This is a genomic window from Bradyrhizobium sp. 139 (assembly GCF_023074175.1).
GTDB lineage: Bacteria > Pseudomonadota > Alphaproteobacteria > Rhizobiales > Xanthobacteraceae > Bradyrhizobium.
Genome location: NZ_JADPKS010000078.1, coordinates 12759 through 37937, shown reverse-complemented (window position 1 = coordinate 37937; position 25179 = coordinate 12759). Strand labels below are relative to the sequence as shown.

Genomic DNA, 25179 nt, shown 5'->3' with positions numbered 1-25179 from the left:
GTTTCCATCGATCTGACAGGAGCAGATCGATGACCAACGTCTCAAAGGCGCTCGCAGTCTCGCTGCTGTCGGGCGCCTTTCTTTCGACCACCGCTGGCGCGTTCGCCCAGAGCAACAGCAACCCGCCGACCACGGCCACGCGCCCGACCACGCCCGACCAGAACTCGCTTCCCAACGCCAACGCCCCGCCCGCCTCAACCACCCAGACCACCGGGCAGCGCAATCCGGATCCCAAGGTTCGTGAGATGAACCAGAAGGAGAAGGACAAGGTCGAGCGCGAGGGGAAGTAGCGACCTGGCGTCTGCGCATCGATGTGCCCTCTCCCCTTGTGGGAGAGGGCAGCGACGCCGGTTGCCACGATCTCACTTGGGTGAGGGGTCTATCTCCGCAATGACGGCTCGCATTGTTATCCGCGGATAAAACCCCTCATCCGGCGCTTCGCGCCACCTTCTCCCACAAGGGGCTAAGGCATGCACACATCTTTCGGTCGTTGGTCAGCACCAATAGAAAGCGCGAGTCTTTTCAATGATAACTGACCGACCGCTCCTTGGGCGGTTCCGAAACCCGGGGTCATCTAAGTCCCTGTATTAGATTCCATTTTTGAGATGTGTGCATGCCTTAGCCCACAAGGGGAGAAGGAAGACAGCATCACTTGGCAAAATGCGGCGGACGTTACCGTCCGCCGCATTGCCCCCTCACCGCTCCGCTTCTTTCGATCCGCCCACGGAGCTTATTTCTTCAGCGCGAACACCCAGATGACGCCGCCTTGCGGCACATTGGATTCGACGCCGATATTGTTGGTCGCGAGCGCATCCTGGATGCGCTGCGCGTCGACGCCCCATCCGGACTGGATCGCGATATATTGCGTGCCGTCGATCTCATAAGACGACGGCATGCCCATGATGCCCGAGTTGGTCTTCTGCTCCCACAGCAGTTCGCCGGTCTTGGCATTGAAGGCGCGGAAGTTGCGGTCATTGGTGCCGCCGACGAAGACGAGATCGCCTGCGGTCGCCGTCACCGAGCCGAACAACTGCGACTTCGGGAAGTTGTGCTGCCATACCTTCTTTCCTGTCGTGGGATCCCAGGCCTGAAGCTCGCCAAAATGGTCCGCGCCCGGCTTCGCGATCAGACCGATGTCCTCCGGCTTGGTACCGAGCCAGAGCTCGCCGGGCTTGAGCGGGAGCTTCTCGCCGGTGAAGCCGCCGCAGAAATTCTCGTTGGCGGGCACGTAGACGAGGCCGGTCCTCTGGCTGTAGGCCGCCGACGGCCAGTCCTTGCCGCCCCACAGCGACGGGCAGAACTCGACGCGCTTGCCGACGACCGGCTTGTGCGCGGGATCGACGATCGGCTTACCGCTCTCGGCATCGATGCCCTTCCAGACATCGGTGGAGACGAACGGCCAGCCGGCGACATAGTTGATCTTGGTCGGCGTGCGCTCGAGCACCCAGAAGATCGCGTCGCGGCCCGGATGGACCAGGCTCTTGATGTTGCGCCCATTGCGTTGCAGGTCGATCAACATCGGCGCCTCGACCTCGTCCCAGTCCCAGGAATCGTTCTGGTGGTACTGGTGATAGGTCTTGATCTTGCCGTTGCTGGGATCGAGCGCGAGCACCGACGAGGTGTAGAGATTGTCGCCGGGGTGCATCTCACCGGGCCACGGCGCGGCGTTGCCGACGCCCCAATAGATCGTCTTGGTGTCCTTGTCGTAGTTGCCGGTCATCCAGGCCGAGCCGCCGCCGTTCTTCCAGTCGTCGCCTTGCCAGGTATCGTGGCCGGGCTCGCCCTCGCCCGGAATGGTGTAGGTCCGCCACAATTCCTTGCCGTCTTTGGCGTCATAGGCGGCAACATAGCCGCGCACCCCGAACTCGCCGCCGGAACCACCGACGATGACCTTGCCGTCGACGACCAGCGGCATCAGGGTCATGTACTGACCCTTCTTGTAATCCTGCACCTTGGTGTCCCACACCACCTTGCCGGTCTTGGCATCGAGTGCCACGACATGGTCGTCGGTGGTGGCGAGATAGAGCCTATCCTCCCAGAGGCCGACACCGCGGCTGGTCGGATGCAGTTGGAACAGATCGTCGGGGAGCTGCCGCTTGTAGCGCCAGTATTCGTCGCCGGTCTTGGCGTTCAGCGCGATCACCTGCCCCATCGGGGTCGCCACGAACATCACGCCGTTGTTGACGATCGGGGGCGCCTCGTGGCCTTCGACCACGCCGGTGGCAAACGTCCAGACCGGCGTAAGGCTCTTCACGTTCGAGGTGTTGATCTGGTCGAGCGGGCTATAGCCCTGCCCGTCATAGGTCCGCCGATAGAGCATCCAGTTGCTGGGTTCCGGATTTTCCAACCGCTGCGCGGTGACCGGAGAATAATTCTCGATCGGGCCGGCGATTGCGGCGGTCGAGGCAATACACGTGAAGGCGACGAAGCCGGACAGTAACCACTGCTTCCTGGTCATGGACGTTCCCCTTTTTTATCCGTTTGAATTCTTGTTCTGAATTCTTGTCGTTCGTCCCGTCGTCCGCCCCTCGGCGGATGCGGCCTCTCGTGACGCGGGCCACAACCCCGCACCGTCCGTCATCCTGGCTGCGCGCCACCTACCTTTCCGATGAAGTTGCCGGCGACGCTGAGCGAACCGTCAGCGAGCGCCAGCGGCAGCGCCGCGAGCCGCCGTGGCGCCGGCCCGAACACGACCTGCGCGCCCGCGCGCGGATCGTATTCGGAGTTGTGACACATGCACTTGAACACCTCCTTGTCGCCGGCATCGCTCTTGACCCAGGCGGTGACCGGACAGCCGGCATGCGAACAGATCGCCGAATAGGCGAGGATGCCGTCGACGGCACGCGCGCCGGTCTTCTCGTCGAGCTCGGCGGGATCGAGCCGGATGATCAGGATCTCGTTGAGGCGGGAGGCGCTGCGCACCACCGAGGTGTTGGGATCCTTCGGCCAGGCATGGACCGGCGGTCCACCGGCCGGAAGATCGGCCGCGGTGATGAGTTTTCCTTCCTGATCACCCTCGGAGAAGACGAGCAGGTCGCCCTTCTGCGGACGTTCGTCGGAGCCTGGCGGATCTTCGCCCGCGCGCGTCTGCGTGGAACAACCAAGGCAGGCGGTCGTGGCGAGCGCGCCAAGCAGCAGCGTTCGCCGCGTCTGCTCCGTGCCCGCGTCCACTTCAGGTTCGGCAGTGCTCTCGGACGATGAGGATGATGAGGGAGTGGGATTGAACGATGCGCGCGACATGCACACCAGCAGGCGCTGGAACTCTGCCGAAAAAAAGGCGGAGAATTGGCGCCGCAGCGCATCAATATGTCTTTGCTCGCTTTGATTGAATGTAAATGAACGCTTTTCAGCGCATATTTGCAATTGCAACGTCGCATCGCGCGATCAGCATGATGATTTTGCAGATCAGACCGATGATGTAGGAATTGGTGCAGCGCGTTATTGGCCGCGCTGCGCAACTTCGAAACAATAAAGCTGCACGTCTGTGGGCCGGCCGGCCGTCAGGACCGGAGCACGTGACGCGGCGAAGCGATGCGCCCGGCGATGGTCGCCGACGCCATTTCAAAACTGTCGGCGATGCGACGCGCCTTGTCGATGAAGAGCGCCGCCGCCGGCGGCGGGCAGATCTCGCGCGCGGTCTGTTCGAACAGATCGAGCCAGCGGTCGAAATGATCGCCGACCAGGCTGAGCGGCATATGCGCCCGCATCGGCGAACCATGATAGCGGCCGCTCATCAGCACGACCGACGCCCAGAAATCCCTGAGCTTGGCGAGATGCTCGTCCCAATTCTGCACGATCGCAAAGACCGGCCCCAGCAGCGCATCCTCGCGCACGCGTCCGTAGAAGCGGGTGACGAGTTCCGCGATCATCTCCTCGGTGATCCCGGTGCGCTCGATCGCGTCCCGGGTGAGCAGATTCCGCCGTGCGGCCGCCGCCTCACGCTCCGCCTTCAGTCGATCCGACATGTCCTTATTTTCCGTTCCGTTGGCCCCGCAGGCCGCCCGTTCGACATTGTCGGGCCAATTGCGCACGGCGTCTTTGTCGCAGCGCAAATTGCGGGATCTGGCAGCGGACGCTATTTCTCGTGATTTCTAGTGCCCGCCGCCGATGCCTTGATCAGGCGCTATAGGTGTAGAAGCCCTGCCCGGTCTTGCGGCCGAGATGACCGGCATCGACCATCTCTTTGAGCAGCGGCGCTGGCCGATATTTAGGATCGTTGAAGCCTTTATAAAAGACCTCCATCACCGAAAGCATGGTGTCGAGCCCGACGAGGTCGGCAAGCGCCAGCGGCCCGATCGGATGATTGCAGCCGAGCTTCATGCCGGCATCGATCTCTTCCGCCGTCGCGATCCCCTCCTGGAGCGCGAAGATGGCCTCGTTGATCATCGGGCACAGGATGCGGTTGACGGCGAAGCCGGGGCTGTTCTTGGCCGTGATCGCCACCTTGCCGACGCGCTGGGCGAAATCGAGCGCCTTGGCATGAGTGTCGTCGGAAGTCTGCAAACCGCGGATGAGTTCCAGCAGCGCCATCACCGGCACCGGGTTGAAGAAATGCATGCCGATGAAACGGTCGGGGCGGTCAGTCGCCGCGGCGAGTTTCGTGATCGAGATCGAGGAGGTGTTGGTCGCGACCAGCGTGCGCGGCGACAGCGTGGCGCAGAGGTCCTTCAGGATCTTGACCTTGAGCTCCTCGTTCTCGGTCGCGGCCTCGATGACGAGGTCGCAATCGGCGAGCTTCGCCCGGTCGGTCGTGCCGGTGATGCGCTTGAGCGTCGCCTCGCGATCGGTCGCCGACATCTTCTCTTTCTTGACCAGGCGCTCGAGGCTGCCGCCAACGGTCGACAGCCCGCGGTTCACCGCCGCATCGGAAATGTCGACCATGACGACCGAGAGTCCGGCCGCTGCAGAAATCTGCGCGATGCCATTCCCCATGGTCCCTGCCCCGATGATGCCAACGGTGTTGATCATTGCTTCACATCCTTCTCATCCTGCGGCCCGTGCCAGCACCGGCCCGGCCCCATTGTTCCGGCATCAGGGTCTAGCACCGCCACCGGCTAGGTGCGACCTGATCCTGCCCCTTCCTTAAAGCATCCGAGGCGGGAATAAAGCCGCCTTTCGGGCGCGAACGGCATGATCTGGCGCTCTCGGCACTTGCGAGGGCGGGACGAGACGCAAAAACTCGGGCGAAACACGCCGCGAGACCGTTTCCGCGACTGCGGTTTGCGCGACACGGGTGCCCTCCTTGGAGCCGAATTCATTTTCGGTCGGGACCAATTGCTCCCGTGCCACCTGACCGCCCCAACATGACGACGGCCGCCGCAACCGCGTCCATCAACGCAGCGATCAACAGCGGCGCTCGATAGCTCCCCGAGCGATCATGGAGTAAACCATAGAAGCCTGGGCCAATGGCGGAGGCGAGTTGAATCACGCAGGACGCGACGCCGAAAATCGACCCGACGCGCCGATCAGCAAAGCCGGGGTCTCTGCCATCGCCAACACAGAACAAGAAATGGCAGCGACAATGAAGGCAATTGAACTCATCACCCCGGCGCTGATGCGATCCGCAAATGCTGTGATGATCGACCAGATCGAGCGCTACTGGCGGCAGAGCATCGAAATTGCACCCGCGGTCTCGGCGTCGGCTAAGCGCTGAGGCTGGACGATCCAAGGACCACCGCTCGGCGAACCGCTCCCGACTAGACGGCGAGCGGTTCGCCGGTGTATCCCGCGGACAGGGGCACCTCGATCCGTCTGGAAATTCCGCTGTGAATCGTGATTTAGTCGGCAAGAGGCCTGTTGCCGGCTCGCAGCGGCGGGAATGCGAGAGGATCCATGAGAAGCAGCCAACATGCTGCTGGGTGAGGGGGACTTTCGAATGACCGCGGTGATGGCGCATCCGATCCCGATCAAGCGGCCGATCGTGGTGAGGCCGAAGAGCGTTAGACTCTGGCGCACCTGCGAACTGGTGCTCGATCTGTTGCCGACACAACAGCGTCAGGCCGGATGAACGATTTCGCGCGATCCATTGGCGCAGCCTTCGCGCTGATCGGCGAGGCCGACGCCGAGCTCCTCGGCATCGTCGCATTGTCGGTTCGTGTCAGCCTGACCGCCAGCATCCTCGCGCTGCTGATCGGCGCGCCGTTCGGCGCTCTGCTTGCGATCACCCGTTTCCGCGGTCGGCAGGTCATTATCGTTCTGACCAATGCCCTGCTCGGCCTTCCGCCAGTCGTGGTCGGACTTGCGCTCTATCTTCTGCTGTCGCGGTCGGGCCCGCTCGGCGTAGCCGGCCTGTTGTTCACGCCGACGGCCATGGTGATCGCGCAGACGCTGCTCGCCACACCGATCGTGGTGGCGCTGGTGCATAGGCCGGCGAGCCTGCTGTGGTCCGAGTATGGCGATCTGGCGCGGATCGACGGACTGTCGGTGCTGCGCAGCATCGGCCTGCTGTTCGCGCTCGGCCGGACCTCGCTGCTGACGGCTTTTCTCGCAGCGTTCGGGCGCGCGATCGCCGAGGTCGGCGCCATCATCATCGTCGGCGGCAACATCCGCGGCTTCACGCGCACGATGACGACGGCCATCGCGCTGGAAACCAGCAAGGGCGACCTGCCGCTGGCGCTCGGCCTCGGGCTGATCCTGCTCGCGCTCAGCGTGGCGGTCTCGACCGTCGCCTTCCTGCTAGTGGGACGCGTTGGGGAAAAATAGCTGCTCCCCGCCAACCTTGTAGCCGGCGATCGCATCCTGCCCCTTCGGCGAGACCAGCCAATCGATGAAGGCCTGTCCATCCTTCGCCTTCACATTCGCATGCGTCGCCGGGTTCACCAGCATGACGCCGTACTGGTTGAACAGCCGCTTGTCGCCCTCGGTCAGGACGGCAAGCTCGCCGCGGTTCTTGAACGACAGCCACGTGCCGCGGTCGGACAGAAGATAGGCGTTCGACGACGAGGCCATGTTCAGCGCCGGACCCATGCCCTGGCCGATCTCGCGGTACCAGCTGTCCTTGCCGGCACCGATATCGACGCCCGCCTCCTTCCACAATCTCAGCTCGGCCGCATGCGTGCCCGATTTGTCGCCGCGAGAGATGAACGGCGCCTTTGCCACCGCGATCTTGCGCAGCGCATCAGTGACGTCCTTGCCGCCGGCGATCCTTGCCGGGTCGCTCTTCGGCCCGACGATGACGAAGTCGTTGTACATCACGTCGAAGCGCTTCACGCCCTGCCCTTCGGACATGAACACGTCCTCGGCAGGCCGGTCATGGACGAACACCACGTCGGCATCGCCCCGCCGCCCGATGTCAAGCGCCTGGCCGGTGCCGACGGCAACGACCTTCACGTCGATGCCCTGCGCCTTCGAGAATAGCGGCAGCAGGTAACCGAACAGGCCCGACTGTTCCGTCGACGTCGTCGAGGCCACCGTGATGGTGCGGTCCTGCGCGAACGCGCAAGTCGACCAGACCAGAACCGCTGCGATGGCGGCAAGCTTCCTCATTGCGTCGTCCTCATAGCGGATCCCGGGCGTTCCAAATTACCTTGGGCGAATGGCGCAGGAAACCCCGACCATCGGGGCAGCACAACTTGTCGCGAGGCGATCGCGGCCGAGCCACCGCATAGGAACGTCGTCTCCGCGGGCAGGTTGTCACGATGGTGAATTTGAAGGAGAATGTAATGAAGAAGATCATCTTGGTCTCCGCCTGCGTCATGGCGCTGGCAACTGGCAGCGCTTTCGCACAGACACAGCCCGCCCCGGGCGCCTCCGGTCAGGGCGACGTCGGTCAATCGTCGCGAGGCCCCGCGACCAAGGGCATGACGACGGGCAAGTCGTCGAACATGCAGAACGAGGCCGGCAGCAGCAAGGGCACGCAGCCTCCGAGCGCAGGTGGCAGCAACACCAACAACATGGGTAGCCAGGCCGGCGGCGGGGCGGGCTCCGGGAAGTAGGCCGGCATAGCCCAGAAATTTCGCGAGGGGACGGTCGTCCCCTCTCTCGACAAGGCGGCCCGAAGGCCAGTCAGCAGCGTCGCCCTTTCCCGCGCGCGGTGGGTGCGCGTATGTTCTGCAATTGGTCCCACCTGCATTGACACCAAGGTGACGGCCGGGGCAGTTTTTGCATTGCTGGCGAATCAGCGATTGCCTCACGCCGAGTACCCGTTGGACAACTCCCAGTGCTTTCGAGACTGATATCGTTGCTGCGCCGCATCCCCGCGGTGAAATGGGCGTTTAGCCGGCTTCGGCCCTTGCCGCACAGCGGCAGCATCGACGATGCCGTCCGCACCGCCGACGACTCATGTGCGATCGTGGCCGACACCACAGAAGCCGCTCCGGCTCTCGACAGCAGCATCAGCGCCCATCCGTCGCACTGCGATGCCGACATCACGGCTCCTGTCGGCGAGGACGACACCGCTATCTCTGTCATCGCAGAGAGCCCGTCGGCCGCGCCAACTGATATCGACGTCAGCGACGATGCATCCCGGCAGACGTCGACAGAGGTCGAGCCGGTCGATGCCGCTGAACTCATCGGCAACGATCCGGCTGCGGAGCTCGCGACGAGCGTTGACCTCGTCATCGCGGAGGAGGCACCGGTCTGGTCTGTCGACGTCGCGAGTGCCGCGGTTGATGCCCCCGTTCTTATCGTCAACGACGATCCCTCCTCTGACGTTGTCGTGGATCCGGCCAACGATGCTGCCCCGGTCGCAGTGATCGCTGCGGACGATTCTTCTGCCGGCACACCGAGCGTCATCACGAATGTCGCGCCGGAGCCGATCCTCGTGTCTCCCGCTCCGGTGATCACCAGCGCGCCCAAGACGCGCGCAAAGGTCATGGAGCCCGTCGATCGCGCCACGCTGATCCGGCAACGCTGGGCGGAGACCGGGATCAGGATGTGGAATCCGCGGCTTCACGGCACCGGCGATGCCACGCTGAACATCCAGGGCCGTGTCGAGCTGCTGCCGCCCGCGTCCGGCGAGACCATGCCACGCTACGACAAGCTCGAATTCAGAATGCTGGGCGGGCAGATCGTCTGCGAGGGCGTCATCGTCGAGGCGCCCGCGCCGGCGGGTCACCGCAGCTTTACCCGGCTCGCCGAGGCGCGTAACCCCGACCGGACCCGCGAGCCGGTACGGGAACGCCAGGCCGCTCTCGCCTGACCCTTTTCGCCTGCGACGATGCCCGCAATATGCTAGGCTGACGCCTTGGATATGGGAGGTCGCATGCCCGAAGATCATTGCGGCTGATCGTGATCGCTGCCCTCTGCATCTTGCAAGGGGCCTTTGCGGCCTCCAGCAAACGGCCGCGCAACACGCCCGCCACCGATCCGGCGGCGGCCTACAAGGCCGACCGGCTCTCCTCCTCGCGCGGCGAGACGATCCTCAACACGCCCGGCCAGACCAGCGTGCTGACGCGTCAGATCCTCGACGACATGAACGCGAGGAGCCTCAAGGACGCCATGCGCTCGACCGCCGGCGTGACGATCGGGCGCTAGTATCCCGCGCGTGGCACTCAGGGAGTAGGATAGCCCTTCCAGACCCACTCCAGCGCCGACGGCAGCGTTTGTGCGATCGTCGGCCGGTCGACGTGCTTGGCGTTGCGCACGAACAGGAACTGGTAGTGGTAGCCCTTCTCCGCCAGCACCTTCGCCATCAGCGCGTTCGAGAGGGTCCAATCGTGCATGCCGTCGGGGATGGTGGGGTTCGGATAGAACAGGTCCTGGTCGCCGCCGAAAAACCAGAAGCGGATCGGTTTCGCCGGCGCGGCGACGATCAGCGGCACGCCGGGCGGCTCGGCCGGCGTGAGCACGCCGGCCTTGGATATGAGATTCGGTCCGGTCGGGCCCGTCCAAGCGCTGTGATATTCCCAGGCGCCGCCACGCAGCGACGGATCGTGCGGCCATTGCTGGTTGACCATGGTCGGCGAGAAGGCCAGCACGCGGCGATAGAGATTGGGATAGAACCACGCCATGGTGAAGGCCGCAGCCCCGCTCGAGCTCAGCCCCATGGTCGCGCGCCCGTCAGGATTTTGGGTCAGGTTGACGTCAGCGTTCTTCTCGACCAGCGGCAGCACCTCGCGCTCGACGAACTGCGCGTAGGCGCCTGATACCGCGTCATATTCGCGGCCGCGCTGGCTGCCCTGCGCATCCTGGCCGCCATTGCCGATCTGGATCGCGATCATTGGCGGCACGCGGCGCTGCGCGATCAGATTATCGAGCGTGGTGGCAAGATCTTTGTAGGCATTGGAGCCGCCGTCGCCAACCACGATGAACGGCGCCGCGGTGCCGCGCACATATTGCGCCGGCACGTAGACATCGATCGTGCGCGACCAGACGCCAGGATGGCTGGTGGTGACGATCATGTGCGACTTGTCGCCGGCCGCTGTGACGGTCGTCATGATCGAGGAATTGGTGCAACCGGCGACGTCGTCGCGGATCAGGCCGGGATTATAGATGGTGCTCTCTTTCGACGTCAGCGTGAAGGATTTTGTCGTCCCGTGCGGCACACCCTCCTTCGCGATCGTCTCAGGCGCAGGATTGTGGGTGGGGCCGATAATAAAATTGCCCTCGGCCCCCGGTGGCGGCAGCGTTCCGTCCGGCAGCTCGGTCGCGCGCGGATAATTGGGATTGGAAGGATCGCGTGTCGGAGGCACCGTCTTGAAGTCGAGACCCGTCGTATCGATGAAGAACGGTGCCGCCTTGTCGGCCGTGTTGGCCCCAGGCGGCACGGCCATGTTCTGCGTGACGCAGGCCGGCTGCGAGAAGGCGATCGAAGTGAAGGAGACGACGGAAATCAGCGTCGCCGCAAGGACGGAGAATGAATTGGCCATTTTAGCTCCCGGCGCTGACGAGTCTTTCTGGCTCGTCTTGACGCAAAGTATGACGAGCCGCCTGCGCGCGGTCAAACGCCCGGCGGCTGCGTTGCAGCAATGGCCGCCATGCTTAAACCAGACAGGCACCGTTATTCCGCGCCTGTCGCCAAATTTCCGAACATGTAGCCGTTGCTGCCGCACCTCGCGCGACGTAGCTTGCCGGCCGGCAGCGCAAAGTCCGCGCCCGATCAAAACGACAAGAACAATCTGGGAGACAAACTATGAAAAAGCTTACCGCCGCGCTGTGTGCATTGGCGTTCTTCGCAACCGGCGCCCAGGCGCAGACCGTCAAGGACTTCCTGGCAGCGGTCACCAAGAAATGGACCACGCCGTTCGAGCCGTTCCAGCTGATCGGCAACATCTACTACGTCGGCACCGACGGCATTGCCGTCTACGTCATCAAGACCTCGCAAGGCCTGATCCTGATGGATACGGCGCTTCCGGAGTCGACCGGCATGATCAAGGACAACATCGCAAAGCTCGGCCTCAAGGTCGCGGACATCAAGGTCATCCTCAACACCCACGCGCATTTCGACCACACCGGCGGTTTCGCCGAAATCAAGAAGGAGACCGGCGCGCAGCTCGTGGCCGGCGAGCGCGACAAGCCGCTGCTCGAAGGCGGCTACTATCCCGGTGACGAGAAAAACCAAGATCTCGCCTTTCCCGCGGTCAAGGTCGATCGCGCCGTCAAGGAAGGCGACAAGGTCACGCTCGGCGACACCACGCTGACGGCGCACGCCACGCCCGGCCACTCGCCGGGCTGCACGAGCTGGGAGATGACCGTCAAGGATGGCAATCAGGACCGCGAAGTGCTGTTCTTCTGCAGCGGCACGGTGGCACTGAACCGGCTCGTCGGCCAGCCGACCCATGCCGGCATCGTCGACGACTACCGCGCGACCTACGCCAAGGTGAAGGCGATGAAGATCGACGTGCTGCTCGGGCCGCATCCGGACGTGTATGGCATGCAGGCAAAACGTGCGGAGATGAAGGACGGCGCACCGAACCCGTTCGTCAAGCCGGGCGAACTCGCAACCTACGCAACAAGCCTGTCGGAGGAGTTCGACAAACAGCTTGCCAAGCAGACAGCGGCGCTCCAGACCGTGAAGTGATGCGGTTCGCGCGCTCCACCTTTCCCAGCGGCAAGAGGTGGACCATGCGGCAATAGGCTGCACCGCCGTCACCGACGCACATGGTTAGCCGGGCAGTGAGACCGTAGGCCCTCACCCGGATCGCATCTGTCGATATGATCCGACCTCTCCCTACGGGAGAGGTCGAAAGAAAGACGCGCGGCTACTTCGCCAGACTCGGCAGGTCGAGCCCGCTGGTGCGGGCGCACTCAATCGCGGTGTCGTAGCCCGCATCCGCGTGACGCATGACGCCGCTCGCGGGATCGTTCCAGAGCACGCGCTCGATCCGCTTCGCCGCTTCCGGCGTGCCGTCGGCGACGATCACCATGCCGGCATGCTGGGAATAACCGATGCCGACGCCGCCGCCATGATGCAGCGACACCCAGGTCGCGCCGCTGGCGCAATTGAGCAGCGCGTTGAGCAAGGGCCAGTCGGACACGGCGTCCGAACCGTCCTTCATCGCCTCGGTCTCGCGGTTGGGGCTTGCCACCGAGCCGCTGTCGAGATGATCGCGGCCGATCACGATGGGTGCCTTCAATTCGCCGCGTGCCACCATCTCGTTGAAAGCCAGACCCAGGCGATCTCGGTCGCCGAGGCCGACCCAGCAGATCCGCGCCGGCAGGCCCTGGAACTTGATGCGCTCCTTGGCCATATCGAGCCAATTGTGCAGATGCTTGTCATCAGGCATCAGCTCCTTGACCTTGGCGTCGGTCTTGAAGATGTCTTCAGCGTCACCCGACAGGGCGGCCCAGCGGAACGGCCCGACGCCGCGGCAGAACAAGGGACGGATATAGGCGGGAACGAACCCAGGAAAATCGAACGCGTTGTTCAGGCCCATGTCCTGCGCCATCTGGCGGATGTTGTTGCCGTAGTCGAGCGTCGGAATGCCCTGCGCGTGGAAATCCAGCATCGCCTGGACGTGCTCGACCATCGAGGTTTTTGAGGCCCGCTCGACTGCCTTCGGATCGGCGGCGCGCTTGGCCTCCCAATCGGCGAGCGTCCAGCCTTTCGGCAAGTAGCCGTTGATCGGATCATGCGCGCTGGTCTGATCGGTGACGATGTCGGGCTTGACGCCGCGGCGCACCAGCTCCGGAAAGACCTCCGCGGCATTGCCGAGCAGACCGACCGAGATCGCCTTCTTCGTCTTTGCGGCCTCTTCCATGATCGCAAGCGCTTCGTCGAGCGTCGCGGCCTGGCGATCGAGATAGCCTGTACGCAGCCGCATCTCGATGCGGCTCGGCTGGCATTCGACCGCCAGCATCGAGGCCCCGGCCATGATCGCGGCCAACGGCTGCGCGCCACCCATCCCTCCGAGACCCGCGGTGAGAATCCATTTGCCGGCAAGGCTGCCGCCATAATGCCGCCGGCCGACCTCGACAAAGGTCTCGTAAGTGCCCTGCACGATGCCTTGGCTGCCGATATAGATCCAGGAGCCCGCCGTCATCTGGCCGTACATCATCAGGCCCTGGCGATCGAGCTCGTTGAAATGATCGAGCGTCGCCCAGTGCGGCACCAAGTTGGAATTCGCGATCAGCACCCGTGGGGCATCCGCATGGGTGCGGAAGACGCCGACCGGCTTGCCGGACTGCACCAGCAGCGTCTGGTCGTCCTCGAGCTTGCGCAGCGAAGCAACGATCCGGTCAAAACTCTCCCAATCGCGCGCGGCGCGGCCGATGCCGCCATAGACGACCAGCTCGCTCGGGCGCTCCGCGACCTCCGGGTCGAGATTGTTCATCAGCATGCGGAGCGGCGCTTCCGTCAGCCAGCTCTTGGCGCTGATCTCGCTGCCGCGAGGGGCGCGGATGGTGCGGTCATTGTCCAGTCGGCGGTTCATGCGAAAACCTCTTTATCCAAGTCGCGGAAACGGATCTGCCGGAAGTGCGGCGATCGCTGTGGCTGGCAGCGCGTCGGTTTCGATCAGCGCGGCTGCTTTTGCGAGATCATCCGCCATGTAGCGGTCGGCACCGAGCGCGGGCACCTGTTCGCGCAACGCGGCGATGACGGCAACGAGTGGCGCGCTGGTCGCATGCGGCGCACGCAGTGTGATGCCCTGTGCTGCGACCAGGAGCTCGATGCCGAGGATGGTGGCGAGATTGTCCGCCATGTCCGACAGCCGACGCGCGGCATGCGCAGCCATCGAGACATGGTCTTCCTGATTGGCGCTGGTCGGCGTCGAATCGATCGAGCAGGCAGCCGCACGCTGCTTGTTCTCGGCGTAGAGCGCGGCGGCCGTGACCTCCGCGATCATGAAGCCGGAATTGATGCCGGGATCGGGCGTGAGGAACGGCGGCAGCCCGAAGTTCAGCGCCGGATCGACCAGCGTCGCGATGCGCCGCTCGCTGATTGCGCCGATCTCCGACAGCGCGAGCGCGATGGCGTCCGCCGCAAAGGCCACCGGCTCGGCGTGAAAATTACCGCCGGAGACGATCTCGCCGGTCTCGACCAGGACGAGCGGATTATCGGTGACGGCATTGGCCTCGACGACCAGCGTGCGCGCGGCCTGCGTGATCAGGTCGAGCGCAGCACCCGCGACCTGCGGCTGGCAACGCAGGCAATAGGGATCCTGCACGCGCTCGTCGCCTTCGAGATGCGACGACCTGATATCGCTGCCGTCGAGCAACGCGGTCAACGTCGCGGCGGCAGCGATCTGACCGGGATGTCCGCGCAGCACCTGAATTTCGGGGCGAAACGGCGCCGTCGACGCCATCGCCGCATCCACCGACAGAGCGCCGGTGACGAGCGCGGCACGGGCCAGGCGAAACGCACGCAGCACGCCGGAGACGGCATAGGCGGTCGAGAACTGCGTCCCGTTGATCAGTGCGAGGCCTTCCTTGGGGCCGAGCGTTAGCGGCGCAAGACCGGCGACGGCGAGTGCCTCGCTGCCGGAGACGGTCTTGCCATCGACGATCGCCTGCCCCTCACCGATCATCACCGCGGTCATGTGCGCCAGCGGGGCGAGATCGCCGGAGGCACCGACCGAGCCCTGCTGCGGCACCAGCGGATAGACGCGCCGCGCCAGCATGGCCTGCAACTTCTCGATCAACTCGCGGCGCACGCCGGAGGCCCCGCGGCCGAGCGAGACGATCTTCAGCGCCATCATCAAACGGACGATCGGCTCGGGCGTCGCCGGGCCGACGCCGCAGCAATGCGAGACGATGAGGTTGCGCTGGAGCAGCGCGGTCTGGTCGGGCGGAATGCGTTTCGACGCCAGCTTTCCGAACCCGGTATTGATCCCATAGACGGGGACGTCGGCTCGTGCGGCGTTTGCAACGATCTCCGCCGCCGCCTCGACGCGCGGCCAGAACGACGGATCGAGCACCACGGATTGCCCTGCAAGCATGCGCGCGAGATCATCGAGGCTGACCGCTCCCGGCTTGACGACGATCGCTGCGCCCTGCTCCGTCACTGCCCCCTCCATATCCGGCGATGCAGCGGATTGAAGCCGATGCGGTAGACGAGCTCGGCCGGTCGCTCGATGTCCCAGATCGCGAGATCGCACCATTTGCCGGCCTCTAACGTGCCGATCTCATCCAGCATGCCGAGCGCTCGCGCACCTTCGCGGGTGACACCGGCAAGGCATTCGGCCACCGTCATCCGGAACAGCGTCGCACCCATGTTCATCGTGAGCAGGAGCGAGGTCAGCGGGGAGCTGCCGGGATTGCAGTCGCTCGCGAGCGCAATGTGGACGCCGTGCTTGCGGAACGCCTCCACTGGAGGCTTCTGCGTCTCGCGAATGAAATAGAAGGCGCCCGGCAGCAGCACAGCCACAGTTCCAGCCTTGGCCATCGCGGCCGCGCCGGCTTCATCGGCGTGCTCGAGGTGATCGGCGGAGAGCGCCGAGAATTTTGCGGCAAGCGCCGCTCCGCCGAGGTTTGACAATTGGTCGGCGTGGAGCTTGATCGGCAGCCCCAGCCCCCTCGCCGTCTCGAACACGCGCGCCGTCTGCTCGCCCGAGAAGGCGATACCCTCCATGAAGGCATCGACCGCATCGGCGAGGCCCGCCTTTGCGACAGCCGGCAACATCTCCTTGCACACGAGATCGATGTATTGGTCCTTGTCGCCATCAGCCTCTGGCGGCAGCGCGTGCGCACCGAGGAAGGAGGTGCGAATCGCAACGGGTCGTTGACGGCCGAGACTGCGCGCGGCGGAGAGCTGCCGCATCTCGGTCTTGGCGTCGAGGCCATAGCCGGACTTGATCTCGATCGTGGTGGCGCCTTCGCCGATCAGTGCGTCGAGCCGCGGCAGCGCGCTTGCGGCGAGCTCCGCCTCGCTTGCCTTGCGGGTCGCGGCCACCGTCGAGACGATGCCGCCGCCGGCGCGTGCGATCTCCTCGTAGCTCGCGCCCTTCAGGCGCAGCTCGAATTCATGTGCGCGGTTACCGCCATAGACGAGATGGGTGTGGCAATCGACGAGGCCGGGCGTAATCCAGCGTCCCTCGCAATCGATGCGCTTGATCGCGTCTGCATCGGCAGGAAAATCCGTCGCTGCGCCTGCATAGACAATGTGGCCGCCGCGCGCGGCGATCACGCTATGCTCGATCTCGCCGAGGTCGGGACGGTCGGCCCGCAGTGTGGCGAGCCGGGCATTGTACCAAATCCGATCGAAGCGCTCTGCCATGCAACGGTCCCTTCGTGGGATGCTTGACTTATATGTCTAGACATATAATCGTTGGGACGGTTCTGTCCAGCCGGCGTGTAAGCATGACCCGACTGCATTTCGCCTCCGCGCTCCTGCCTTCGGGCTGGGCCAATGACGTGCAGGTGGTGATCACCGCCGGCGCGATCGCCGAAGTGACGCCGGGCGTGGCGCCGGCCGCGGGCGATGAGCGCCACGGAATCGCGCTTCCGGGATTGACGAGCCTGCACAGCCACGCCTTTCAGCGCGGCATGGCGGGACTTGCCGAGCTGCGCGGCGACAGCACCGATACGTTCTGGACCTGGCGCGAGGCGATGTACCGCTTTGCGCTCGCGATGACACCGGACGACATCGCCGCCGTCGCGACGCTGCTGTATGTCGAGATGCTGGAGCAGGGTTTTACCCGCGTCGGCGAATTCCATTATCTGCATCACGATCGCGACGGATCTCCCTACGCGGATATCGGCGAAATGGCCGCACGCATTGCGCAGGCTGCCGAAGCCTCAAGCATTGCGCTGACGCTGCTGCCGAGTTTTTATGCGCATGGCTCCTTCGGTGGCGCGGCACCGCACGCCGGCCAGCGCCGCTTCATTTGCTCGGTCGATCAATTCGCCGCGCTGATGAGCGCCTCGCGCAAGGCGATCAGCAAGTTGCCGGGTGCCAATATCGGCATCGCGCCGCATAGCCTACGCGCGGTGACGCCGGGCGAGCTCGCGGCGATCATTCCGCTCGCGGATGACGGACCGGTGCACATTCACGCCGCCGAGCAGGTGAAAGAAGTCGAGGATTGCCTGGCCTGGTCGGGACAGCGACCGGTGCAATGGCTGCTGGAGCACGCGCCCATCGATCGACGCTGGTGCCTCATTCACGCCACCCACACGACGGATGAGGAAGTCACCGCATTAGCGAAGACTGGCGCGGTGGCGGGTCTTTGCCCCATCACGGAAGCAAGCCTCGGCGACGGCATCTTTCCGGCGCGCGAATTCGTTGATGCCGGCGGCGCGTTTGGTGTGGGCACCGACTCCAATGTGCTGGTCGGCGTCGCCGACGAGCTGCGCCAGCTCGAATACGGCCAGCGGCTGAAGCACCGCGAGCGCAACGTGCTCTCCAGCGGCGCAGGTCGCTCGACAGGACGCACGCTGTTCGATCATGCGCTAACCGGCGGTGCACGAGCGCTGGCACAGGCGACGATCGGCCTCCGGCCTGGAGCGCGCGCCGACATCGTCACGCTCGACACAGCACATCCGTCGCTGGCGGGGCGCTTGCGCGATACCGTCATCGACGGCTGGATCTTTGCCGCCGGCAACGGTGCCATCGATTGCGTCTGGGCCGGCGGCCACAAGGTCGTCGAAGGCGGACGGCACAGACTGCGACAGACCGCGCGCGAACACTTCAACGCTGCGGTGCGGAGGCTCGTTGCATGAATGTCGCCGCCGATACACCAGACCAGCCGACGCTCTACAAGCGGATCCGCGCCGACATTGAAAAGCGAATTCTGACCGGCGAGTGGCCGCCCGGGCATCGCATCCCGTTCGAGCACGAACTGGTCGCGCGTTACGGCTGCTCGCGCATGACGGTGAACAAGGCGCTGTCGGAGCTCGCACAAGCCGACCTGATCGAGCGGCGGCGGCGTGCCGGCTCCTTCGTGCGCCGGCCGCAACACCAGTCTGCCGTGCTCAAGATCGCCGACATCCGCGCCGAGATCACCGCGCTCGGCCGCGGCTACGGCTACGAGCTGATCGGGCGCAAGCTGCGCGCGGCGACCGCGGCCGACCGCGCGCGTCTCGGCGTCAAGAAGGCCGGCAAGGTCGTTGCGATCACCTGCCGTCATAGCGCTGACAGCGTGCCTTTTGCCGTCGAGGACAGGTTGATCGATCTGGCGTCCGTGCCGGATGCGGCGACCGCGGATTTTTCGGGTGAGCCGCCCGGCTCGTGGCTGCTTCACCATGTTCCATGGACAGAGGCCGAGCATACGATCAGCGCTATCGTTGCGGACGATCGCACGGCTGAGGCGCTCGACATCGCCGTCGGCGCGCCTTGCCTTGTGATCGACCGCTATACCTGGCGCAGCGCGCGCACGATCACGGCGGTGCGCCTGCTCTATCCCGGTGACTCTCACCGCCTTATCGCCCGATTCAAGGGAGGTTGAGAGAACGATGTCGGCACAAATCGTGCAACGCTTCGGGCAATGGCCCATATGGGCCGGCAATCATCAACAGGACGTCAATCCATCGATCGGCAAGAGGACCAGAATCATGCGTAGTTCGACAATATTTGCGACAATCATTGCCCTCGCGGCCTCCACTCCGGTGCTCGCCGACGACGTCAGGGTCGGCGTCGGCATCTCCGGATGGACCGGCTTCGCGCCGCTGACGCTGGCGAAAGAGGCCGGCATCTTCAAGAAGAACGGCCTCGACGTCACTATCAAGAAGATCCCGCAGAAAGATCGCCATCTCGCGATCGCCTCCGGTGACGTCCAGTGCGCGGCAACGACCGTCGAAACCTGGATCTCCTGGAACGCCAACGGCGTCGCGACCAAGCAGATCTTCCAGCTCGACAAGAGCTTTGGCGCCGACGGCATGGCCGTGCGCAACGATCTCGCCGCGATCAAGGATCTGAAGGGCAAGACTGTCGCGGCTTCCGCGCCCGGCACCTCGCCCTATTTCGCGCTGGCCTGGATGCTCAAGAAGAACGGCCTGTCGGTGAAGGACGTCACGGTCGTGAACCTCGAGCCGGCCGCGGCTGCGCAAGCCTTCGTCTCCGGCCAGAACGACGCCGCGATGACCTATGAACCGTATCTGTCGACGGTTCGCGCCGCGCCCGACAAGGGCAAGATCATCGCGACCACGCTCGATTATCCGATGGTCATGGACACGTTCGGCTGTACGCCAAAATTCCTCACCGAGAACCCGAAGGCCGCCAAGGCGCTCGCCGACAGCTATTTCGATGCCCTCGACATGATTGCCAAGGACCAGGCCAAGGCCTACGAGATCATGGGCGCGGACGTGAAGCAGACCGGCGAGCAGTTCGGCAGCTCGGCAAAATATCTGCGCTGGCAGGACAAGGCCGCGAACCAGAAATTCTTCGCTGGCGACTTCCTGACCTTCAACAAGGAGGCCGCCGACCTCCTGCTCGATATCGGCATCATCAAGGCCGCGCCGAAGGTCGAGGACCTCTTCGACGCGAGCTACATCAAGTAAACCTGTCAAGAGCCACCGGCCCCGTCTCGCGGCGGGGCCGGTAAACTTGTTCACCGCCCGGATAGACAGTTTGATGCGTCCCCTCGATCCTGTGACGTCAAAGCAGCGCGTGGCTTACGGCCTTGCGTTCTTCGTGGTGTTCGTTGCCCTCTGGTCCTGGGCGACCTTCGGCGGCCACGTGTCGAAAGTGTTCCTCGCCAACCCGCTGACCATGGTGCGGGAAGGCGTCGATCTGATCACCAAACAGGGCTTCCTGTTCGATATCGGCATGACGATCTGGCGCGTCGTCGGCGGCTTCGCGCTGGCCGCAATCATCGCGGTGCCGTTCGGCGTGCTGATGGGGGCCTACAAGCCGGTCGAAGCGTTCCTCGAACCGTTCGTCTCGTTTGCGCGCTATTTGCCGGCTTCCGCCTTCATTCCCCTCCTGATCCTGTGGGCCGGCATCGGCGAGATGCAAAAGCTGCTCGTCATCTTCATCGGCTCGGTGTTCCAGATCATCCTGATGATCGCCGTGACCGTCGGCGCAACACGGCGTGATCTGGTCGAGGCGGCCTATACGCTAGGGGCCAGCGACCGCGGCATCATCCGCCGCGTGCTGCTGCCCTCCTCCGCGCCCGAGATCGCGGAGATCCTGCGGCTGGTGCTGGGCTGGGCCTGGACCTACGTCATCGTCGCCGAGCTAATCGGTTCGTCCTCGGGCATCGGCCACATGATCACCGACAGCCAGGCGCTGCTCAACACCGGCCAGATCATCTTCGGCATCATCGTGATCGGACTGATCGGCCTCATCTCCGACTTCCTGTTCAAGGCGTTCAACGCCTGGCTGTTTCCGTGGAAGCTCGCATGACGACCCTCAAGATCGAACAGGTCTCGCGAACCTTCGCCGCGCGCCACGGCAACGCACCGACCAAGGCGCTGGAGCCGACCGATCTGACGATCGGCAACAACGATTTCGTCACCATCCTCGGCCCCTCCGGCTGCGGCAAGTCCACGCTGCTTCGCATCGTCGCCGGCCTCGATCGCCCGACCAGCGGGCGCGTCACGCTCGACGGGCGCGAGGTGACCGGCCCCGGCGCCGATCGCGGCATGGTGTTCCAGTCCTACACGCTGTTTCCCTGGCTGAGCGTGCGCGAGAACATCGCCTTCGGCCTGCGCGAGCGCGGCGTGCCGCAGGACGAGCGGAACAAGATCGCCGACGCCTTCATCCGCCAGGTCGGACTGTCCGGCTTCGAGAACCACTGGCCAAAGCAACTCTCCGGCGGCATGCAGCAGCGCACCGCGATCGCCAGAGCGCTCGCCAATGATCCAAAGATCCTGCTGCTCGACGAGCCCTTCGGCGCGCTCGACAACCAGACCCGCGCCTTGATGCAGGAAATGCTGCTCGGGATCTGGGAACGCGACCAGAAGACCGTGCTGTTCGTGACCCACGACATCGAGGAAGCCATCTTCCTCGGCAGCCGCGTCGTCGTGATGAGCGCACGTCCCGGCCGGATCAAGGCCGAGATCACTGTGGACCTGCCGCATCCGCGCTCCTACAAGATCAAGACCACCCCCGAATTCGTCCAGCTGAAGGAACGGCTGGTCGAGGAGATCCGCACTGAAGCGCTGAAGGTTGCCGAACATGCCTGACACCCAGCCGCGCGCCAATGGCGAACGTGTTCTCGCCGACCTCAATGCACTGCGCGCCATCGGCGCCTACAAGACCGGCGCGCACAAGCCGACCTTCTCCGAGCCGCACAAGCAATCGCTGGAGTGGCTGGTGCAGAAGCTGCCGGAAGCCGGCCTCACCGCCGCGATCGACGGCATCGGAAATGCCTTCGGCACCAGTGCAAAGCCAGGGCCGAAGCTGCTGGCGGGTTCCCACCTTGAAAGCCAGAACTACGCCGGCTGGCTCGATGGCCCGCTCGGTGTCGTCTATGCGCTCGAGGCGGCCCGCGTGCTCAATGACGATCCCTTGCTCAATGGCGCCGTCGAAATTGCCACCTGGTGCGACGAGGAAGGACATTTTGGGCATTTCCTCGGCTCGCGCTCCTATGTCGGACAGGTGACCGAGGCCGAGATCGACGCTGCCCGCGACCGCACCAGCGGCCGCACCATGCGCGACGCGCTCGCCGACATGGGGCTCTCGGGGCGAGCACGCATCGCTGCCGAACCGGGACGGCACGTCGGATATCTGGAGGCGCATATCGAGCAGGGCGACACGCTCGAAAGTGGCCGCCTTGCGATCGGTGTCGTGACCTCTATCGTCGGCATCTGGCAATACCAGATCAATTTCACCGGCGAGCAGAACCACGCCGGCACAACGCGCATGGCGGTACGCAAGGATGCGGGACTGGCGCTGGCAAAATTCTGCGTGGCGATCGACGAGCGCTTCCCTGATACCTGCGGGCCACGCACGGTCTGGACCACCGGCCGCATCACGCTCGATCCCGGCGCGCCGAGCATCATTCCGGGTGCCGCCGAGATGCTGTTCCAGATCCGCGACGACGATCCAGCCGTCATTGCTCGGCTGGAGGATCTGCTGCGGACGATGGCGGATGAAGTCAATGCTCAGGGCCGCTGCACCGTGACAGTCGAGCGGATTCGCACCGGTGCCCCAGCCATGATGAATTCCGGCTTTCAGGACGCAATCGAAGCTGCGAGCAAGACCTTGGCGGGCGGACGGTCCATCCGCATGCCGAGCGGCGCCGGCCACGATGCGCAGATGCTCGCCACCGTCATGCCCGCCGGCATGCTGTTCGTGCCGTCGATTGGTGGCATCAGCCACCACTGGACCGAAAACACCGCCGATGCTGATATCGTCACCGGCGCGAAGGTGTTTGTCGACGCTTGCCGGCGCATCCTCGGCGGCTAGAACGACGTGCCGCCGCCGAACCTGAATTCCTGGACGGTGTCGTATTTGCCCTTCGTGATCGGCACGAGATCACGCTGACGATCTCGGACACGAGCGGCGTGTAGGACTGGGTGTCTACCGCTGTCTTCAGACCCTCGCCGCTTCATCGCCGGCTGCGACAATTCAAGCACGCCCCGGACATAAAGGCGCGGTAATCTCAGGGCTTATCGATCGCCCCGCCCTGCTTTCCCGGAGTTCCCATGCATTCTGCCGACCGTCCGGCAACGCGCCTCGCGACGCGGCTCGCCTTCCTCGTCGCAGGCTTCGGCATCGCGTGCTGGGCGCCGCTGGTGCCGTTCGCAAAGACGCGGCTCGGCGTCGATGACGGTGTTCTTGGATTGCTCCTGCTCAGCCTCGGCATCGGCTCGGTCGTCGCGATGCTTCTGACCGGAATCATGAGCGCGCGCTACGGCAGCAAGCCGATCATCATTGCGGGCGGGCTCGGTCTGGCGCTGGTGCTGCCCCTGCTGGCGATCGCGAGCTCGCCTGCAATGCTGGCGCTGGCACTGTTCGCCTTTGGCGCCGCGCTCGGCTCCATCGACGTCGCCATGAACATCCATGCGGTCGAGGTCGAGCGCGACGCTGGCCGCCCGCTGATGTCCGGCTTCCACGCGCTGTTCAGTATCGGTGGCTTCGCCGGATCTGCCTTGATGACTGCGCTGCTCTCGCTGCAACTCGGCGCGTTCGCCTGCACCCTGATCTGCTCCGTGCTGATGTTGGTCGCGATGCTGGCGGCCTGGCCGCGCCTGCTTCTTTCGCTGCAGGTGCAGGACGGGCCGCTCTTCGTGCTGCCGCATGGCTCGGTGCTCCTGCTCGCGCTGTTCGGTGCCATCACTTTCCTCGTCGAGGGCACGATGCTCGATTGGGGCGCGCTGCTCGTCATCGGCGCGGGGCTCGTCTCCGAGGCGCAAGGCGGAATCGGCTACATCGTGTTCTCGATCGCGATGACGATGGGGCGGCTCGGCGGCGACGCCGTCGTTGCGCGCATCGGGGATCGCACGACATTGTTCTGGGGAGGCCTCATTGCCGTCGCGGGCTTCGCGGTGCTGCTCACCGCGCCTGTTGCGGCGGTCGCTATCGTTGGTTTTCTGCTCATCGGCCTCGGCGCGTCGAACCTCGTGCCGGTGCTGTTCCGCCGGGCGGCCAGGCAGACTGTGATGCCCACGGGGCTGGCCGTCGCGGCGATCACGACCGCGGGTTACGCGGGTATCTTCATCGGTCCCGCCGGTGTCGGCTTCGTGGCACGGCTTGGCGGACTGCCGACGGCGTTCTGGCTTCTGGCCGCGCTGATGGGGCTCGTCACGCTATCGGCGCGCATCGTCACGGCGGAGCAGCGCCAGACATCGCAGGTCGACGCCTGATCGGCCTCACAAATTGCTCAGCCCGATCGATTTGATCACGGGCGAAAGGCTTGCCATTGTCGCCTCGACAATGCGCTGGAATTTGTCCGGGCTTGAATCGCTGTCCGGCTCCATGCCCTGTGCACGATAGCTGGACAGAAGCGCCGCATCGTCCATGGCAACGCGTGTCGCCTGCGCGATCCGATCGATGATCGCATCGTCGGTGTGCCTGGGCGCAAAGATACCGAACCACCCTTCGTAACGGAGATCCGGCAGGCCGGATTCGACAGCGGTCGGAATCTCCGGTGCGCCGCTCAGCCGCCTCTCGGTGGTGACCGCCAGCAGTCTGACCTTCCCGGCGTCGCTCAGCTGCTGCAATTGAACGGACATGACCGCAATGACGAGCGATATCTGGCCGCTGACGAGATCGTTGGTCGCTTGCGCGATGCCCCGATAGGGAACATGGACGATGTCCAGCGCGCCGGCCTGCTGCTTGAAGGATTCGCCGACCAGATGATTCCCGGTGGCGATGCCGGGCGTCCCATAGGACAGCTTTCCCGGATTGGCCTTTGCGTGAGCGATCAGCTCGCGCAGGTCTACGGCTGGCACCGACGGATGGATGGCGAAGACCAGCGCGCTGCTGATCAGGCGGTAGATGGCGCGGAAATCGCCAACGGAATAGCCGGGATTTGCCGACGTCAGCGGAATGATGACTTGCGTGCTGCCGTTGCCGAGCAGCAGCGAATAGCCATCAGGCTCCTCGCGCGCGACCATCGCGGTCCCGATCGCGCCGCCCGCACCGCCGATATATTCGACGAATGCCGGCCCGAGCAGCGACGACATCCTGTCTACCCAGGGACGTCCGATCTGATCGCCCGCTCCGCCGGCTCCGTAGGGAATCACCAGGCGAATGGAGCGCGACGGATAATCGGCGGTTTGCCCGCTACGCGGTATCGCCGCCAGCGCCGCTGCGCCCGATAACGCATGGACGAACTGTCGCCGCGAGAAGGAAGGCATGTTCGAATTCCGGAAGTCGGTAGTCATTGTCGAGGCGGGACCGGCTCCCGGATTATCCATCGCAGCAATCTGCCAGCGCGGTCAATGCTCCATCCGGACTGGCCCCGTTGTCATCTC

General features: G+C 64.5%; 25 protein-coding genes. 15 read left to right on the top strand and 10 right to left on the bottom strand.

What is annotated here, in order from left to right:
• Window positions 1-29 precede the first annotated feature (29 nt).
• Complete coding sequence (locus IVA80_RS18905) at window positions 30-290, top strand: hypothetical protein (protein WP_247433445.1); 261 nt, start codon at window positions 30-32, stop codon at window positions 288-290.
• 440 nt (window positions 291-730) lie between these two features.
• Here IVA80_RS18905 and IVA80_RS18900 read toward each other — a convergent pair whose 3' ends face one another.
• From IVA80_RS18900 to IVA80_RS18885, 4 genes are all read right to left on the bottom strand, one after another.
• Complete coding sequence (locus IVA80_RS18900) at window positions 731-2458, bottom strand: methanol/ethanol family PQQ-dependent dehydrogenase (protein WP_247433442.1); 1728 nt, start codon at window positions 2456-2458, stop codon at window positions 731-733.
• Between the two features lie 119 nt (window positions 2459-2577).
• A complete protein-coding gene (locus IVA80_RS18895; protein ID WP_247433439.1) occupies window positions 2578-3240 on the bottom strand; it encodes a Rieske 2Fe-2S domain-containing protein in 663 nt (220 codons plus the stop codon).
• Window positions 3241-3500: 260 nt separating this feature from the next.
• Complete coding sequence (locus tag IVA80_RS18890) at window positions 3501-3965, bottom strand: group III truncated hemoglobin (protein WP_247433436.1); 465 nt, start codon at window positions 3963-3965, stop codon at window positions 3501-3503.
• 151 nt (window positions 3966-4116) lie between these two features.
• Window positions 4117-4968 carry a 3-hydroxybutyryl-CoA dehydrogenase gene (locus IVA80_RS18885; RefSeq protein ID WP_247433433.1) on the bottom strand — a complete coding sequence of 284 codons (852 nt, stop codon included), beginning with the start codon at window positions 4966-4968 and terminating at the stop codon, window positions 4117-4119.
• A 451-nt stretch (window positions 4969-5419) separates the two neighbouring features.
• On the opposite strand from IVA80_RS18885, the gene IVA80_RS18880 reads away from it, so the two are divergent.
• The 3 genes from IVA80_RS18880 (at window position 5420) to IVA80_RS18870 (ending at window position 6702) form a co-directional block, all read left to right on the top strand.
• Window positions 5420-5653 (top strand): hypothetical protein, encoded by a 234-nt coding sequence (locus IVA80_RS18880; RefSeq protein ID WP_247433430.1) that lies wholly within the window; start codon window positions 5420-5422, stop codon window positions 5651-5653.
• A gap of 222 nt (window positions 5654-5875) precedes the next feature.
• Window positions 5876-6007 carry a hypothetical protein gene (locus tag IVA80_RS18875; RefSeq protein ID WP_346348003.1) on the top strand — a complete coding sequence of 44 codons (132 nt, stop codon included), beginning with the start codon at window positions 5876-5878 and terminating at the stop codon, window positions 6005-6007.
• Window positions 6004-6702 carry an ABC transporter permease gene (locus IVA80_RS18870; protein WP_247433428.1) on the top strand — a complete coding sequence of 233 codons (699 nt, stop codon included), beginning with the start codon at window positions 6004-6006 and terminating at the stop codon, window positions 6700-6702. The genes IVA80_RS18875 and IVA80_RS18870 overlap by 4 nt, the downstream gene beginning before the upstream one ends.
• Here the strand turns inward: IVA80_RS18870 and IVA80_RS18865 are convergent.
• The gene (locus tag IVA80_RS18865) at window positions 6676-7485 is read right to left on the bottom strand and encodes a substrate-binding domain-containing protein (RefSeq protein WP_247433425.1); all 810 of its coding nucleotides are present in this window, start codon (window positions 7483-7485) and stop codon (window positions 6676-6678) included. The genes IVA80_RS18870 and IVA80_RS18865 overlap by 27 nt on opposite strands.
• A gap of 176 nt (window positions 7486-7661) precedes the next feature.
• Here IVA80_RS18865 and IVA80_RS18860 point away from each other — a divergent pair, with 176 nt between their 5' ends.
• The 3 genes from IVA80_RS18860 (at window position 7662) to IVA80_RS18850 (ending at window position 9474) form a co-directional block, all read left to right on the top strand.
• Window positions 7662-7934 (top strand): hypothetical protein, encoded by a 273-nt coding sequence (locus IVA80_RS18860; RefSeq protein ID WP_247433422.1) that lies wholly within the window; start codon window positions 7662-7664, stop codon window positions 7932-7934.
• Window positions 7935-8158: 224 nt separating this feature from the next.
• Window positions 8159-9139, top strand: coding sequence for a hypothetical protein (locus tag IVA80_RS18855; RefSeq protein ID WP_247433419.1), 981 nt, complete (start codon window positions 8159-8161; stop codon window positions 9137-9139).
• Window positions 9140-9228: 89 nt separating this feature from the next.
• Complete coding sequence (locus tag IVA80_RS18850) at window positions 9229-9474, top strand: Plug domain-containing protein (protein WP_247433416.1); 246 nt, start codon at window positions 9229-9231, stop codon at window positions 9472-9474.
• Window positions 9475-9491: 17 nt separating this feature from the next.
• Here IVA80_RS18850 and IVA80_RS18845 read toward each other — a convergent pair whose 3' ends face one another.
• Window positions 9492-10808 (bottom strand): alpha/beta hydrolase-fold protein, encoded by a 1317-nt coding sequence (locus IVA80_RS18845; RefSeq protein ID WP_247433413.1) that lies wholly within the window; start codon window positions 10806-10808, stop codon window positions 9492-9494.
• 263 nt (window positions 10809-11071) lie between these two features.
• Between IVA80_RS18845 and blaBJP the strand changes: the two genes are divergently transcribed.
• On the top strand, window positions 11072-11959 hold the full coding sequence (gene blaBJP, locus IVA80_RS18840) for a BJP family subclass B3 metallo-beta-lactamase (RefSeq protein WP_247433410.1): 888 nt from the start codon (window positions 11072-11074) through the stop codon (window positions 11957-11959).
• A 181-nt stretch (window positions 11960-12140) separates the two neighbouring features.
• Here blaBJP and hutU read toward each other — a convergent pair whose 3' ends face one another.
• From hutU to hutI, 3 genes are read right to left on the bottom strand one after another with little or no spacing between them, the layout of a single operon-like run.
• On the bottom strand, window positions 12141-13811 hold the full coding sequence (gene hutU / locus IVA80_RS18835) for a urocanate hydratase (protein WP_247433407.1): 1671 nt from the start codon (window positions 13809-13811) through the stop codon (window positions 12141-12143).
• 12 nt (window positions 13812-13823) lie between these two features.
• The gene (hutH, locus tag IVA80_RS18830) at window positions 13824-15383 is read right to left on the bottom strand and encodes a histidine ammonia-lyase (protein ID WP_247433404.1); all 1560 of its coding nucleotides are present in this window, start codon (window positions 15381-15383) and stop codon (window positions 13824-13826) included.
• Window positions 15380-16594, bottom strand: coding sequence for an imidazolonepropionase (gene hutI, locus IVA80_RS18825; protein WP_247433401.1), 1215 nt, complete (start codon window positions 16592-16594; stop codon window positions 15380-15382). The genes hutH and hutI overlap by 4 nt, the downstream gene beginning before the upstream one ends.
• A gap of 83 nt (window positions 16595-16677) precedes the next feature.
• Between hutI and IVA80_RS18820 the strand changes: the two genes are divergently transcribed.
• The 7 genes from IVA80_RS18820 (at window position 16678) to IVA80_RS18790 (ending at window position 24066) form a co-directional block, all read left to right on the top strand.
• The gene (locus IVA80_RS18820; RefSeq protein ID WP_247433397.1) at window positions 16678-18036 is read left to right on the top strand and encodes a formimidoylglutamate deiminase; all 1359 of its coding nucleotides are present in this window, start codon (window positions 16678-16680) and stop codon (window positions 18034-18036) included.
• The gene (hutC, locus tag IVA80_RS18815) at window positions 18033-18761 is read left to right on the top strand and encodes a histidine utilization repressor (RefSeq protein WP_247433394.1); all 729 of its coding nucleotides are present in this window, start codon (window positions 18033-18035) and stop codon (window positions 18759-18761) included. Before IVA80_RS18820 ends, hutC begins: the two co-directional genes overlap by 4 nt.
• A gap of 106 nt (window positions 18762-18867) precedes the next feature.
• Complete coding sequence (locus tag IVA80_RS18810) at window positions 18868-19812, top strand: ABC transporter substrate-binding protein (protein WP_247433390.1); 945 nt, start codon at window positions 18868-18870, stop codon at window positions 19810-19812.
• Window positions 19813-19885: 73 nt separating this feature from the next.
• Window positions 19886-20659: an ABC transporter permease gene (locus IVA80_RS18805; RefSeq protein WP_247433386.1), complete on the top strand. Its 774-nt coding sequence runs from the start codon at window positions 19886-19888 to the stop codon at window positions 20657-20659.
• Window positions 20656-21441, top strand: coding sequence for an ABC transporter ATP-binding protein (locus IVA80_RS18800; RefSeq protein ID WP_247433384.1), 786 nt, complete (start codon window positions 20656-20658; stop codon window positions 21439-21441). The genes IVA80_RS18805 and IVA80_RS18800 overlap by 4 nt, the downstream gene beginning before the upstream one ends.
• The gene (locus IVA80_RS18795; protein WP_247433381.1) at window positions 21434-22666 is read left to right on the top strand and encodes a Zn-dependent hydrolase; all 1233 of its coding nucleotides are present in this window, start codon (window positions 21434-21436) and stop codon (window positions 22664-22666) included. Before IVA80_RS18800 ends, IVA80_RS18795 begins: the two co-directional genes overlap by 8 nt.
• Window positions 22667-22905: 239 nt before the next feature.
• On the top strand, window positions 22906-24066 hold the full coding sequence (locus tag IVA80_RS18790) for an MFS transporter (protein ID WP_247433378.1): 1161 nt from the start codon (window positions 22906-22908) through the stop codon (window positions 24064-24066).
• Window positions 24067-24072: 6 nt separating this feature from the next.
• Here IVA80_RS18790 and IVA80_RS18785 read toward each other — a convergent pair whose 3' ends face one another.
• A complete protein-coding gene (locus tag IVA80_RS18785; RefSeq protein ID WP_247433375.1) occupies window positions 24073-25062 on the bottom strand; it encodes a tripartite tricarboxylate transporter substrate binding protein in 990 nt (329 codons plus the stop codon).
• Window positions 25063-25179 lie beyond the last annotated feature (117 nt).